Origin of the sequence: Novosphingobium mississippiense, from assembly GCF_044029535.1 — a bacterium.
In the GTDB taxonomy this organism is placed as follows: domain Bacteria; phylum Pseudomonadota; class Alphaproteobacteria; order Sphingomonadales; family Sphingomonadaceae; genus Novosphingobium.
Genome location: NZ_CP147001.1, coordinates 2,624,956 through 2,637,859 on the forward strand (window position 1 = coordinate 2,624,956; position 12,904 = coordinate 2,637,859).

Consider the following 12,904-nt stretch of genomic DNA (forward strand, 5'->3'; position numbering starts at 1 on the left):
TTATGAGCACCATCATCGTAACCGGCACCGATACCGAGATCGGCAAGACCGTCTTCGCCGCCGCGCTCGCGGGCGCCCTTGGCGCGCATTACTGGAAGCCGGTTCAGGCCGGGCTGGAAGAGGACGGCGGCGATGCCGACCGCGTCGCGCGCCTGTCCGGCCTGCCGCGCGCGAAAGTGCTGGCCGAAGCCTATCGCCTTACCACCCCCTGCTCTCCCCACCGCGCGGCGGAGATCGACGGGGTGGAGATCGATCCCGCGCGCCTCGCCCTGCCGCAAGTCGATGGCCCGCTGGTCGTCGAAGGCGCGGGCGGCGCGCTGGTGCCGCTGTCACGCAGCATGACGTATGCCGACCAGTTCGCGCGCTGGCAGGCGCCGGTGATCGTGGTGGCCCGCACAGTGCTGGGCACGATCAACCATTCACTGCTCACCATCGAGGCGCTGCGCGCGCGCGGCGTGGAAGTGTTGGGCGTCGCCTTCGTGGGTGAGGCGCAGGAAGACAGCGAGGCAACGATCTGCGCGATGGGCAAAGTCCGTCGCCTGGGCCGCCTGCCGCATGTCTCGCCGCTGACACCGGAGACGCTGCGCGAGGCCTTCGCCGCGAATTTCGATCTCAAGGATTTCGTCGTGGAAACGGGGGCGGCATGAGTTCTTCGATCTGGCATCCCTTCACCCAGCACGGCCTGAACGAGCCGGTGCCGCTGGTCACCCATGCCAAGGGCGCGCTGCTGCACACAGCAGACGGGCGCGCGGTGATCGACGCAATCTCATCGTGGTGGGTAACCACGCATGGCCACTGCCACCCGCGCATCATGGCCGCGATTGCCGAACAGACGCAGAAGCTGGACCAGTTGATCTTCGCCGGCTGGACGCATGAACCGGCCGAGGAAGTCGCCGCCGGGCTGCGCGCGATCATGCCCGAAAGCCTGACGCGGGTGTTCTTCTCCGATTCCGGCTCCACCAGCGTCGAAGTGGCGCTAAAGATGGCGCTCGGCTTCTGGCACTGGCGCGGTGAAAACCGCCACCGCATCGTGGTGATGGACCATTCCTACCACGGCGACACCATCGGCGCGATGTCGGTGGGCGCGCGCGGCGTGTTCAACCGGCCTTACGACCCATTGCTGTTCGATGTGGGCCGCATCCCCTTCCCTGCCGCCGGTGCGGAACAGGCAACGCTCGACGCGCTGGAAGCGCTTTGCCGCCAACCGGATACGGCGGCGCTGATCGTCGAGCCGCTGGTGCTCGGCTCCGGCGGGATGCTGATCTACGGGCCCGAAACGCTGAAGGCGATGCGCGAGATCTGCGCGAAGCACGGCGTGCTGTTCATTGCCGACGAAGTGATGACCGGATGGGGCCGCACCGGCACGCTCACCGCCTGCGAACAGGCGGGCGTGGTGCCCGATATCCTCTGCCTGTCGAAGGGCCTGACCGGCGGCTCGGTGCCGCTGGCGGTCACCATGGCCAGCGAGCCGATCTTCGAGGCGCACCACTCCACCGACCGGGCGCGGATGTTCTTCCACTCATCCAGCTACACCGCCAACCCGATCGCCTGCGCGGCGGCGGCCGCCAACCTGGCGATCTGGCGCGAGGAGCCGGTGCTGGAACGCGTGGCGGCGCTGGCCGAAAGGCAGGTCGCATGGATCGAGAAGCTCGACCGGTTCTGCCATTTCAACAATCCGCGCACCCTCGGCACCATTGCCGCGCTGGACCTGAAGACCAGCGGCGAGACCGGCTACATGAGCGACCTTGCCCCGCGCCTGATGGCCTTCTTCCGAGAGCGCGACGTGCTGCTGCGCCCGCTGGGCAACACCGTCTACGTCATGCCGCCTTATTGCATCGCCGACGATGAACTGGCCCGCGTGTGGGATGCCATCGGTGAGGCTGTGATCTCTTTCTAGGCCCGCCTCGCCGTGGATTATGGCGGACGCGGTGAAGAACTGTTCACCCGTGCACAAAAGCTTCTGTCCAGCTGTGGGCGAATCGGATAATCACTCGCGCGAATTTCCGCTTCTCGAATTCGACGTTTCATTGTTCGGGAAGCATCAAGGTCTTCCCAAAACCGAGGGGAAAGACCGCGATGACGCTCCGCATCAATTCCGAAGCTCCCAACTTCAGGGCAGAGACCACCGAAGGCCCGATCAATTTCCACGAATGGATCGGCGATAGCTGGGCGATTCTGTTTTCCCACCCCAAGGACTTCACCCCGGTCTGCACCACTGAGCTGGGCTACATGGCCAGCCTCAAGCCCGAATTCGACAAGCGCAATACCAAGATCATCGGCCTCAGCGTCGATCCGGTCGGCAATCATGCGCGCTGGGCCGAAGACATCGCCGAAACGCAGGGCACCAAGCCGAACTTCCCGATGATCGGCGATACCGAACTGACCGTCGCCAAGCTCTACAACATGCTGCCCGAAGCGATCGAGGGCGGCGCCGACGGCCGCACCGCAGCCGATAACGCCACCGTGCGTACCGTCTTCGTGATCGGGCCGGACAAGCGCATCAAGCTGATGATCAGCTATCCGATGACTACCGGCCGCAATTTCGACGAGATCCTGCGCGTGCTCGATTCGATGCAACTCACCGCCCGCCACCGCGTGGCAACGCCGGTGAACTGGCAGGATGGCGAGAAGGTGATCATCGTCCCCGCCGTATCGGACGAGGAAGCGGCGAATATCTATCCGAACGGTTGGGAGACGTTGAAGCCCTACCTGCGATTGGTAGCGCAACCGGAGTAACAGTCCTCCCCGCCACGGGGAGGGGGACCACCCGAAGGGTGGTGGAGGGGATTGGCGATTTACGCGAACTTCGCGCTAGGACGCCAATCCCCTCCGTCAGCGCTACGCGCCGCCACCTCCCCGTACAGGGGAGGACAAGCAAGACTCAAACCGCCTCGATCGTGACCGTATCGATGGTGAACGAGCCATCCGCCTCGATCCCGAACCACGCCGCCACTTCGGCCGGCGCAACCGCCTGAAGCGTACGAATCGCCGCGACACGTTCGGGCGGGGTGCGCATCCGGGCGGTCCAGGTGGCAAAGTCCATGCGGAGCCGCGCGGTGCGCACCTCTCGCACGGCGAACCCGGCGCGATCGAGCATCGCGATCCACTGCGCCACCGTGTAGTCGCGCACATGGCTGACATCGCGCAGCAGTTCCACGGCCTGCAAGTGCGTGTCCGCAGAGGCATCGCCCGGCGCGACCACATCCACGAAAATCGCCGGCGATCCGGGCTGCAACACCCGCCGCGCTTCGCGCAGGCCCGCCTCCGCATCGCGCCAGTGGTGCGTGGAAAAACGGCAGGCAAGGAAATCGAACGCGTCGTCAGCAAAGGGCAGAGCCTCGGCCGGCGCGGGTTCCACGGCGACGTTCGCCAGCCCGCGCCGCGCGGCCTCGGCAGCGACCTGCTCCAGCATTTCCGGCGACAAGTCGCTGGCCGTCACCTTCGCGGCATGGGGCGCCATCGCATAGGCGACATGGCCGCCCCCCGTTCCCAGATCGAGGGCATGGCGCGGCGCGGCAACGAGCGCGCGGGCGGCGATGGTTTCGAGGTCCGCGCCGGAGGAATGGACGGCGCTGGTCACGTAGGCGGCCGACATTTCGCCGAACTGGCTTTGCGCCAAGCTATGTTGGGAGGGGGCATGCTGGGAGGGGGCTTCTTGAGTCTGATCGGTCATGGTCGATCTCCTTTCGGCGCTCTCAATGCCGTCAATTTAGCCTGTTACAATGTAGATAATTATCCTGTTATAAACACACCCATGTCCACCGAAGATCAACGCCGCCTGCTGGGTGCCTTCGTCCGCGCCCGCCGCGAAGGGCTTGCACCAGAGGGCCATTCTCGCCGCCGCCGCACGCCCGGCCTGCGGCGGGAGGAACTGGCCGCGCGTGCCGCTATCGGCACCACCTGGGTCGCCTGGATCGAGCAGGGCCGCGATGTGCGCGCTTCTGCCGAAACGCTCGGCCGGCTGGCCGGTGCCCTCAGCCTGTCACCGGCCGAGCGCGACTACCTGTTCTCGCTCGCCGAGCGGCGCGATCCCAGCGATCCCTTCGCCACCGCGCGCGAAGCCGCACCGCCCGCGATCACCGCCGCCATCGCCGCCCTGCCCTGCCCGGCCTATGCGCTCGATCCCGCGTGGTCGGTCTGCGCAGCCAATGCCGGGGCGCGGCGCCTGTTCGCCGGGCTGTTCGACACGGAAGCCGCGCCCAATCTGCTGCGCTACGTCTTCACCCACCCCGCCGCGCGCACGCTGCTGCCCGACTGGCACACCCGCGCCATGCGCCTGCTCGCCGAATTCCGCCGCGACTATGGCCGCGTGATGACCGACCCGCGCGTGGCGGCCGTGGTGGAATGGTTGCAGGCAGAAAGCCCGGAGTTCCGCGCGGTGTGGGAGAGTCAGTCGGTGCTCGCGCGCGAAGGCGGCGCGCGGGCCTTCCTCCATCCGGAGCAAGGGCTGCTGCATTTCACGCAGCACACGCTGGCCGATGTGGAGCGGGAAGATTTCCGGTTGGTGTTTCTGGAGCCGGTTGAGGGTGACTGACGACTGCCCGCCAGCCCTCCCCGATCAACACTCCGTCGCCCCCGCAAAGGCGGGGGCCCCGCTTTCTTTTGCCCCGCCCACGAAGAACAAGCGGGATCCCCGCCTTCGCGGGGATGACGGGAAAGGAGAGCGAGGCGTGCTGCGGAAGCCGACCGCCCTAAAGCTCCATCACGCTGGGCTTGCTCGAACGTTCGATCATGCCAGTCGTCCGTTCGCCGTCCCATTCATAGAAAGCGTGGCTTTGCTGGACGAGCGGGAAGTCCTTCGGCCAGTCGGGCGGCAGGACATGGCCACCGCGTGAGCGGGTGTTGGTAAAGGTCTTGCCCGCGATCTTGACCCGCCGACCGTCGATGGTTTCCAGCACGAAAGATACATCCTCCCCACCGGTGACGAAGCGGCGCAGCCACGGCACTTGCACCGGGCGCGCCGGGGTGCGAGTGCCGTCAGCGTCGATGATCCAGCCCTCGGCATAGTTGAGGCCGCCGTCCTCACGCGGGGGATAGATGTTGAACCCGAATGCCCGGCCGCTGGGGAACACCGCGGATTGCCAGCAATGGCCCCAGAACCCGGCGAATGCGCGGAAACCGGTGCGACGGATGCGCAGGCCATTGGCCTTGAACGGGCGGCTCTCTCCATTCACCATCAGCGTGCCGGTGCAGCGGAACAACTGTTCGTAGCGCGGGCTCATGAAATTGCCCTGCTCCCCGCCCAGCGCCTCGGCCGCTTCGGGCAGCAGCGATCCCGGCACCCACGGCGGTGCGGCCATTTCCATGTCGACGGCGATTTCGAGATCGGCCCAGGCGGTTTCCTCGAAGCCCGGATTGTCGATGATTTCCTGCGCCGTGGTCTCGGCCACCTGCCCCTTGTAAGCCACCGTCCAGCGGCGGAACGGCTCAATGCATTCGAAGCGGACCGGGCCGGTGCCGCGCACGGTGGGGCGACCTTCGCCATCGTAAGGCGAATGCGTGTCGCCATCGCCGCGCTTGGAGAGCAGGCGGCCATCGGCGAAGGCAACGTCCAGCCAGAATTCGTGCCGATCCCAGTGAGAACCCACCGCCTCCACGCCGATGCGCATGGCGAAGAGGCCGTTTTCCTCCTCGATCCAGACATTCACGGCATCGCGCAGGCCGTCATCGGGCTTTTCGGCCACGACGAATTCGCGATCCTCGGGAACGCCGCCGGTCAGGTCCATCGCTGCGGTCGCCATAGCTCTCCCCTTCCATATTGTCGGGCGGGAGGCTGTCATGGCGCGCGCGTCAGGTCACGCCCCGGCTCATGCGCCGGGGCGATATCCTATCTGCCTCTATCAGCAGAAATCAGGCGTAAGGCGGCTTGTGGAGGCCTTTGGGGCTGGTCGTGAAGATCTCGCAACCCGTCTCGGTGATGCCGATCGAATGTTCGAACTGGGCCGAGAGCGACTTGTCGCGCGTCACTGCCGTCCAGCCGTCCGAAAGCAGCTTCACCGGCGGCTTGCCCAGATTGATCATCGGTTCGATGGTCATGAACATGCCGGGCTTCAGCAGCGGACCGGTGCCGGGGCGACCGGCATGCACCACTTCCGGCGCATCGTGGAACAGGCGGCCAAGGCCGTGGCCGCAGAACTCGCGCACGACACCGTAGCGGAACAATTCGGCATAGGCCTGGATGGCCGCGCCGATGTCACCCACGCGGTTGCCGGGCTTGGCCTGCTCGATGCCGATCATCAGGCACTCGTACGTCACGTCGACCAGGCGGCGCGCTTTCAGCGCGACGTCACCGGCCAGATACATGCGACTGGTATCGCCGTGCCAACCATCGAGCAGCGGGGTCACGTCGATATTGACGATATCGCCGTCCTTGATGGTCTTTTCGGACGGAATGCCGTGGCAGACGACGTGGTTGATCGAGATGCAGCACGAATGCGCATAGCCGCGATAGCCCAGAGTCGCGGGCACGGCACCGCCGTCCAGCGTCAGTTCGCGCACCTTGTCGTCGATCTCGGCCGTGGACACGCCCGGCTGCACCATCGGCGCGATCTCATCGAGAATCGAGGCGGCAAGGCGGCCGGCCTTGCGCATGCCCTCGAAGCCCTCGGGGCCGTGCAGCTTGATGGTGCCGTCGCGCAGGACGGTTTCACTTCCGGGTTCGACGGTCTGGTATTCGGTCATGGCGCCAAGATAGCGAGCATGGATTGAAAATGCGAATCAGGACTGCGCAGTTGTGGTTGCGTTTCGTCGATGCTTCATTTCCCGAGCGAGAAACTGCCCCGATATTGCGGCTTCAGCGCCGCCATCACCGCACCGGTCACCGGCAAGGTGATCTCGTAGCTGCCCTCCGCATAAGGCCCGGCATTGTAGGGCGGCACCAGCACGCCGACGCGGTCGAACGTCTGCCCGTTGGTGGAGCCCAGGATCACCACCTGATCGAGCGGGTCGATGCATTCGGAGAACATCTCGTCGCTCTTGTCGATCGGGCCGCCCCGGCGCTTGACCCGCTCCTTGTCCAGCGCCGCGCAGAATGGCGTGCGCAGCGCCTTAGACAACGCGGCCTTGCTGACGAACAGGTCCACGGGCTTGCGCACCGCCTCCGCATGGCGGTCCCACAGCAAGGTATCGGCCCCGCTCATGCCGTGCGCGCCGCCGGAATAGGTGTAGAACTGGGACGAGATCGACAGCCAGCCCGGCAGGCTGGCCACGACCTTCCAGTCCTCCTGATAGCTGTGCGCGTGATAGGGGAAATCGTTCTTCTTCGCTTCGGCGCGGTCGTCCTTGGCAGAGCCGATCAGTTCCGCGCGCTGCTGGTCCAGCTGCTTGTCCAGTTCGGCCTTCAGGCCCGGGATCGCGCCCGCCGCGTCGGGATAGGAATAGTCGAACTCATAGAGATCGTTCGCCACCTTTTCCTTGCGGGCGCCCCCCACGGGCACGGCGCTGGCGTCGTCGGTCGGCGTGCCGGCATCTTCCGTGGCGACAGCCTGAGCGGCCGGCGCTTCGGACGCGCTGGCACTGGGCGAAGGCGCGGGTTCGCCCTTGCATCCCGCCACCAGAAGCATTGCCGTTGCAACCGACGCCATCAACCAACCACGATTTCGCATCATTTTCCTCTCGGCTACCGCTCGCGGGGAGGCTAGAGAATCCTTCCATGAGCGACAAGAACGCAGTGATTCAGCCCGACCGTGGCCAGAAGGCCGTGACCATCCACCTTGTGAACAAGGATGGACTGGACCAATTCCTCAAGGGCCTGTCGGTTCCGCAGCGCGCCGCGCTGGATGCCCAGAAATTCGCAGGCGACGCGGGCAGCCATGCGATTTTCACCGATGGCGATGGCTGGGCGGTCGTTGCCGGCGTCGCCGATCCCGCCGCGCTGACCAGCTGGTGCCTCGGCAAGCTGGCGGACGTGCTGCCCGCCGGCACCTATCGCTGCTCGGGCGGAGAGCCGGGGAAGGCCATGCTGGGCTGGGTGACCGGCCAATACCGGTTCGACCGCTATCGCTCCGACCCCGCCGACGAGGGCTCGCGCGTGCTGCTGACCGGCGAGGTCAAGGCGATCGACGCCGTGATCGCCGCGGCCGAGGCGACCGAACTGGTCCGCGATCTGGTCAATACCCCAGCCGAAGACATGGGCCCCGGCCAGCTTGAGGCGGAGGCCGAAGGGCTGGCCAAGGCGTTTCGCGCGGAAATCCATGTGACGCGCAGCGAACTGCTGGAACGCGAATATCCGATGGTCCACGCCGTCGGCCGCGCGGCGGGCCGCGCCCATGCGCCGCGCCTGATCGAACTGGAATGGGGCGATCCCAAGCACCCCCGGATCGCCGTGGTCGGCAAGGGCGTCTGCTTCGATTCGGGCGGACTGGACATCAAGCCCGGCGCCGGAATGCTGCTGATGAAGAAGGACATGGGCGGCGCGGCCCATGCCCTTGCCCTCGCCCGCCTGATCATGGGCGCCAAGCTGCCGGTGCGCCTGCACCTGCTGATCCCGGCGGTGGAGAATGCCATTGCCGGCAATTCCTTCCGCCCCGGCGACGTGTTGAAAAGCCGCGCCGGAATCTCGGTGGAAATCGGCAATACCGACGCCGAAGGCCGTCTGGTGCTGGGCGATGCCCTTGCCCGCGCGGGCGAGAAGGAACCGGAACTGGTGATCGACTTCGCCACGCTGACCGGCGCCGCGCGCGTGGCCGTGGGCCCCGACCTTCCCGCCCTGTTCACGCGCGAGGACGGCACCGCGCAGGAAATTCTCGACGCCGGGCTGGCGGTGGACGATCCCTGCTGGCGCCTGCCGCTCTACGACGGCTACCGCGAATATCTGAAGTCCGACATTGCCGACATCAACAACGCCGGGTCCAGCGGCTTTGCCGGATCCAGCACCGCGGCGCTGTTCCTGGACCGTTTCGTGCCCGCCGGAACCGACTGGATTCACTTCGACACTTTCGCATGGCGCCCCGCCACCAAGCCGGGTCGTCCCAAGGGTGGCGACGCGCTGGGGCTGCGTGCCGCGTGGCACGTGTTGCAGCAGCGCTACACCCCGAAAGGCGGCTGATGTTGCGAAATGGGCGAAGCACCGCTAAGCGCGCGCATCTTTGCTTTTGGAGATTTCCCCGCGTTGGCCACTGAGGATTCCTATACCCGCTCCCCGAATGACGGCACGCTTGCCTGGAAGCAGCTTGCCATGACGGGGCCGAGCGTGACCGCGGATCCCGGCTGCCTGCCCGTTCGCGGCGATCTTGCGCACATCAAGCTCGCCGGTCGCTACTTCGTGCCGCACTATGCGGTGCCGATGCCGCACACGGTTCTGGACGGCGCCGTGCTCCGCACCTTCGGGCGTGCCGAGGCCGAGGCGATTCGCGACCTGCCCGTGGGCGAGACCTTCAACGTGCTGGACATCGCCGGCCAGTGGGCCTGGGGCCAGCTGGGCGAAGACGGCCAGGTCGGCTATGTTGCCCTCGCGCATATCAAGGCGGCGAACTGATGGCGAAGAGCGTCTTCATCGACGGTGCCGCCGGCACCACCGGGCTCGAAATCGCGGAGCGGCTTGCCGGTCGTGACGAATTCGAACTGATCGTTCTCGACGAAGCCCGTCGCAAGGACGATACCGCCCGCGCCGAAGCGCTCAATGCCGCAGACTTCGTGATCCTCTGCCTTCCGGACGATGCCGCCAAGGCCGCCGTCGGCATGATCCGCAACGACACGACCCGCGTGATCGACGCTTCGTCGGCACACCGCGTCGCACCAGGCTGGACTTACGGCTTCCCCGAAGTGATCGGCCACGACACCGTGGCCGCCGCGCGCTTCGTCAGCAATCCCGGCTGCTATCCCACCGGCTTCATCGCGCTGGTCGCGCCGCTGGTGCGCGCCGGACTGCTGCCGGCCGACTGGCCTTACGTGTGCCACGCCGTTTCCGGTTACTCGGGCGGCGGCAAGGCATTGATCGCGCACTTCGAGGAAGACCGCGACATCGCCTTCCGCGCCTATGGTCTGGCGCTGGGCCACAAGCACGTGCCGGAAATGACCGCGCATGTCGGCCTGACCCACGCGCCGATCTTCGCGCCCGCCGTGGTGCCGGCGCATCGCGGGATGCTGGTCGAAGTGCCGCTGCATCTTTCGATGATGCCCAAGGCAGGCACGGCTGCCGATCTGCGCGCCGCACTGGCCGAGTTCTATGCCGGCAGCGAAATCGTCACCGTGGTCGACGACCAGCCCGCCGAACTTCTGCTGCGCGCCTCGATGGAGCCGGTCGATACGCTGACGTTGCGGGTGCTGGGCGCCAAGGACGGCACGCAGGCCCGAATGGTCGCCATGCTGGACAATCTGGGCAAGGGTGCCAGCGGCGCGGCGGTGCAGAACCTCAATCTGATGGCCGGCCTTCCCGAAACGGCGGGGCTCAGGCTCTAGACAAAAGCCGCTTCCTGAATCACCATGAGCGCCGTGGGTCCCAAACCGGACCTGCGGCGCTTTTCGCATGAGCGGGATGACGGCGTTAACCACGCTGCGGGCGGCTGTGCCCAAGCGCCTCGTGCTTAGGCAGCGCTTGCACAATTTTCAGGCACACCCTGCCCATTTCTTGAACAGATGTTGTGCCCATCCATGGGTTTACCCGCATAAGGCTGCTAAACAGGCCCGCAAAAGGTGAAAATCCGGGCTTTTCGCGCCTGCACACTTCGCCTAGGACTTCCCCATCCGCATTGGCACGATTCTTGATGGGAGTCGCGCGCGAGGAAGCTGGTTCCCGGGACCGGACACCTCATCGGAAAGAAGCCGGGAACAAGCGCAGGGGTCTAGACAGGCGTGAAGAAAATCGAAGCCATCATCAAGCCGTTCAAACTCGACGAAGTGAAGGAAGCGCTGCACGAAGTGGGCGTCTCGGGCATCACCGTTACCGAGGCGAAGGGTTTCGGCCGACAGAAGGGCCACACCGAACTCTATCGCGGCGCCGAATACGTGGTCGACTTCCTGCCCAAGGTGAAGCTTGAGGTGGTCGTTCCCGATGCCCTGGCCGAACGCGTCGTCGAAGCGATTGCCGACGCCGCGCAGACCGGCCGCATCGGCGACGGCAAGATTTTCGTCGTTCCGATCGAAACCGCCGTCCGCATCCGCACCGGCGAACGCGACGACGACGCGCTGTAAGCGCCACGCGATTTTCATGGGAGGGGCCGTCCGTCGCCTGACGGGCACGCCTTCCCGCACAGAGATTTTCCGGCCCCGTCTCCTCGCGGAGACTGGTCCGGATCGGGAATGGACGGTCGGGGGGCCGGCCATTCCCGAAAGACACGAAATGCCCAAACTCAAAGTCTCTTTCGGGATCGGAAGAGCATCACTGGAGAACCAAGATAATGGCTAGTGCAAAGGACGTCCTCAAGAAGATCAAGGACGAAGAGATCGAGTGGGTTGATCTGCGTTTCACCGACCCGAAGGGCAAGTGGCAGCACCTCACCATGGTCTCGACGATCCTCGGTGAGGACGAGCTGGAAGACGGCCTGATGTTCGACGGTTCGTCGATCGAAGGCTGGAAGGCCATCAACGAGTCGGACATGATCCTCAAGCCCGACCTCGATGCCGTCTACACCGATCCGTTCTCGGCCACCCCGATGCTGATCCTGTTCTGCGACATCGTGGAACCCTCGACCGGCGAACTCTATGCCCGCGACCCGCGCTCGACCGCGAAGCGCGCGGAATCGTTCGTCCGTTCGGCCGGCTTCGGCGATACCGTCTACGTCGGCCCCGAAGCCGAATTCTTCATGTTCGACGACGTGAAGTTCTATGACGGTTACGAAGGCAACGGCTTCAAGATCGACGACATCGAACTGCCCGGCAACTCGGACAAGTCGTACGATCAGGGCAACCTGGGTCACCGTCCGCGCGCCAAGGGCGGCTACTTCCCGGTCGCTCCGGTCGACTCGGCCGTCGACATCCGCGCCGAGATGGTCACCACCATGCTCGAAATGGGCCTGCCCTGCGACAAGCACCACCACGAAGTGGCCGCTGCCCAGCACGAACTCGGCCTGACCTTCGGCACGCTGGTCCAGACCGCGGACCGCATGCAGATCTACAAGTACGTCGTGCACATGGTCGCGCAGGCCTACGGCAAGACCGCCACGTTCATGCCGAAGCCGATCATGAAGGACAACGGCTCGGGCATGCACACCCACATCTCGATCTGGGACAAGGGCAACCCGCTGTTCGCCGGTAACGGCTATGCCGGCCTGTCCGACATGTGCCTGTACTTCATCGGCGGCGTCATCAAGCACGCCAAGGCCCTGAACGCCTTCACCAACCCGACCACCAACAGCTACAAGCGCCTGGTGCCGGGCTACGAAGCCCCCGTGCTGCTCGCCTACTCGGCGCGCAACCGTTCGGCTTCGTGCCGCATCCCCTACGGTGCGGGCGACAAGGCAAAGCGCGTGGAATTCCGCTTCCCCGACGCGATGGCCAACCCGTACCTGTGCTATGCCTCGCTGCTGATGGCTGGCCTGGACGGCATCAAGAACAAGATCCACCCTGGCGACGCCATGGACAAGAACCTCTACGATCTGCCGCCGGCCGAACTCGCCGAAGTGCCGACCGTTTGCGGTTCGCTCCGTGAAGCGCTCGACTCGCTGGCCGCCGACCACGACTTCCTTCTCGAAGGTGGCGTGTTCACCAAGGACCAGATCGAAGCCTACCTCGAACTCAAGTGGCCGGAAGTGCTGCGCTGGGAAACCACGCCGTCGGCCGTCGAGTTCGACATGTACTACAGCGCCTGATCGCGCTGCGTCCCGCCGCCTTCCAGCGGCAGGACGGGGAAATCGGTTCACCGAGCGGGGCGTCCGGACTTTGTCCGGGCGCCCTTTTCCTTTACCTTCACACCTTGGCCGCTCTCCCCCCGGCCTGACCAACCCGGCCGCTGCTGCGACCATTGGCG

At 65.6% G+C, this 12,904-nt stretch carries 13 protein-coding genes; 9 read left to right on the forward strand and 4 right to left on the reverse strand.

From position 1 onward, the window contains the following. Window positions 1-2 precede the first annotated feature (2 nt). From bioD to WBP06_RS12360, 3 genes are all read left to right on the forward strand, one after another. A complete protein-coding gene (bioD, locus tag WBP06_RS12350) occupies window positions 3-647 on the forward strand; it encodes a dethiobiotin synthase (protein ID WP_395328054.1) in 645 nt (214 codons plus the stop codon). After that, window positions 644-1,897 carry an adenosylmethionine--8-amino-7-oxononanoate transaminase gene (locus WBP06_RS12355; protein ID WP_395328057.1) on the forward strand — a complete coding sequence of 418 codons (1,254 nt, stop codon included), beginning with the start codon at window positions 644-646 and terminating at the stop codon, window positions 1,895-1,897. The genes bioD and WBP06_RS12355 overlap by 4 nt, the downstream gene beginning before the upstream one ends. Window positions 1,898-2,076: 179 nt before the next feature. Then, window positions 2,077-2,736 carry a peroxiredoxin gene (locus tag WBP06_RS12360; RefSeq protein WP_395328060.1) on the forward strand — a complete coding sequence of 220 codons (660 nt, stop codon included), beginning with the start codon at window positions 2,077-2,079 and terminating at the stop codon, window positions 2,734-2,736. 145 nt (window positions 2,737-2,881) lie between these two features. Here the strand turns inward: WBP06_RS12360 and WBP06_RS12365 are convergent, their stop codons facing one another. Then, complete coding sequence (locus WBP06_RS12365) at window positions 2,882-3,673, reverse strand: class I SAM-dependent methyltransferase (protein WP_395328063.1); 792 nt, start codon at window positions 3,671-3,673, stop codon at window positions 2,882-2,884. An 81-nt stretch (window positions 3,674-3,754) separates the two neighbouring features. Between WBP06_RS12365 and WBP06_RS12370 the strand changes: the two genes are divergently transcribed. Next, on the forward strand, window positions 3,755-4,534 hold the full coding sequence (locus WBP06_RS12370; protein ID WP_395328066.1) for a helix-turn-helix domain-containing protein: 780 nt from the start codon (window positions 3,755-3,757) through the stop codon (window positions 4,532-4,534). 157 nt (window positions 4,535-4,691) lie between these two features. Here WBP06_RS12370 and WBP06_RS12375 read toward each other — a convergent pair whose 3' ends face one another. The 3 genes from WBP06_RS12375 to WBP06_RS12385 all read right to left on the reverse strand — a co-directional run bounded on the left by WBP06_RS12375 (window position 4,692) and on the right by WBP06_RS12385 (window position 7,583). Beyond that, a complete protein-coding gene (locus WBP06_RS12375; RefSeq protein ID WP_395328069.1) occupies window positions 4,692-5,741 on the reverse strand; it encodes a hypothetical protein in 1,050 nt (349 codons plus the stop codon). Window positions 5,742-5,850: 109 nt separating this feature from the next. Next, a complete protein-coding gene (map, locus tag WBP06_RS12380) occupies window positions 5,851-6,681 on the reverse strand; it encodes a type I methionyl aminopeptidase (protein ID WP_395328072.1) in 831 nt (276 codons plus the stop codon). Window positions 6,682-6,755: 74 nt separating this feature from the next. Next, window positions 6,756-7,583, reverse strand: a complete 828-nt coding sequence (locus tag WBP06_RS12385) for a DUF4163 domain-containing protein (RefSeq protein ID WP_395328074.1) — start codon at window positions 7,581-7,583, stop codon at window positions 6,756-6,758. Window positions 7,584-7,651: 68 nt separating this feature from the next. Here WBP06_RS12385 and WBP06_RS12390 point away from each other — a divergent pair, with 68 nt between their 5' ends. The 5 genes from WBP06_RS12390 to glnA all read left to right on the forward strand — a co-directional run bounded on the left by WBP06_RS12390 (window position 7,652) and on the right by glnA (window position 12,746). Continuing rightward, entirely contained in the window at window positions 7,652-9,046 is a 1,395-nt protein-coding gene (locus WBP06_RS12390; protein ID WP_395328077.1) for a leucyl aminopeptidase family protein, read from the forward strand. 129 nt (window positions 9,047-9,175) lie between these two features. Further along, window positions 9,176-9,475, forward strand: a complete 300-nt coding sequence (locus WBP06_RS12395; protein ID WP_395334140.1) for an SH3 domain-containing protein — start codon at window positions 9,176-9,178, stop codon at window positions 9,473-9,475. After that, on the forward strand, window positions 9,475-10,398 hold the full coding sequence (gene argC, locus WBP06_RS12400; protein WP_395328080.1) for an N-acetyl-gamma-glutamyl-phosphate reductase: 924 nt from the start codon (window positions 9,475-9,477) through the stop codon (window positions 10,396-10,398). Before WBP06_RS12395 ends, argC begins: the two co-directional genes overlap by 1 nt. Window positions 10,399-10,791: 393 nt before the next feature. Further along, on the forward strand, window positions 10,792-11,130 hold the full coding sequence (locus WBP06_RS12405; protein WP_021233466.1) for a P-II family nitrogen regulator: 339 nt from the start codon (window positions 10,792-10,794) through the stop codon (window positions 11,128-11,130). 206 nt (window positions 11,131-11,336) lie between these two features. Continuing rightward, entirely contained in the window at window positions 11,337-12,746 is a 1,410-nt protein-coding gene (glnA, locus tag WBP06_RS12410) for a type I glutamate--ammonia ligase (protein WP_395328084.1), read from the forward strand. The last annotated feature ends 158 nt before the right edge of the window (window positions 12,747-12,904 follow it).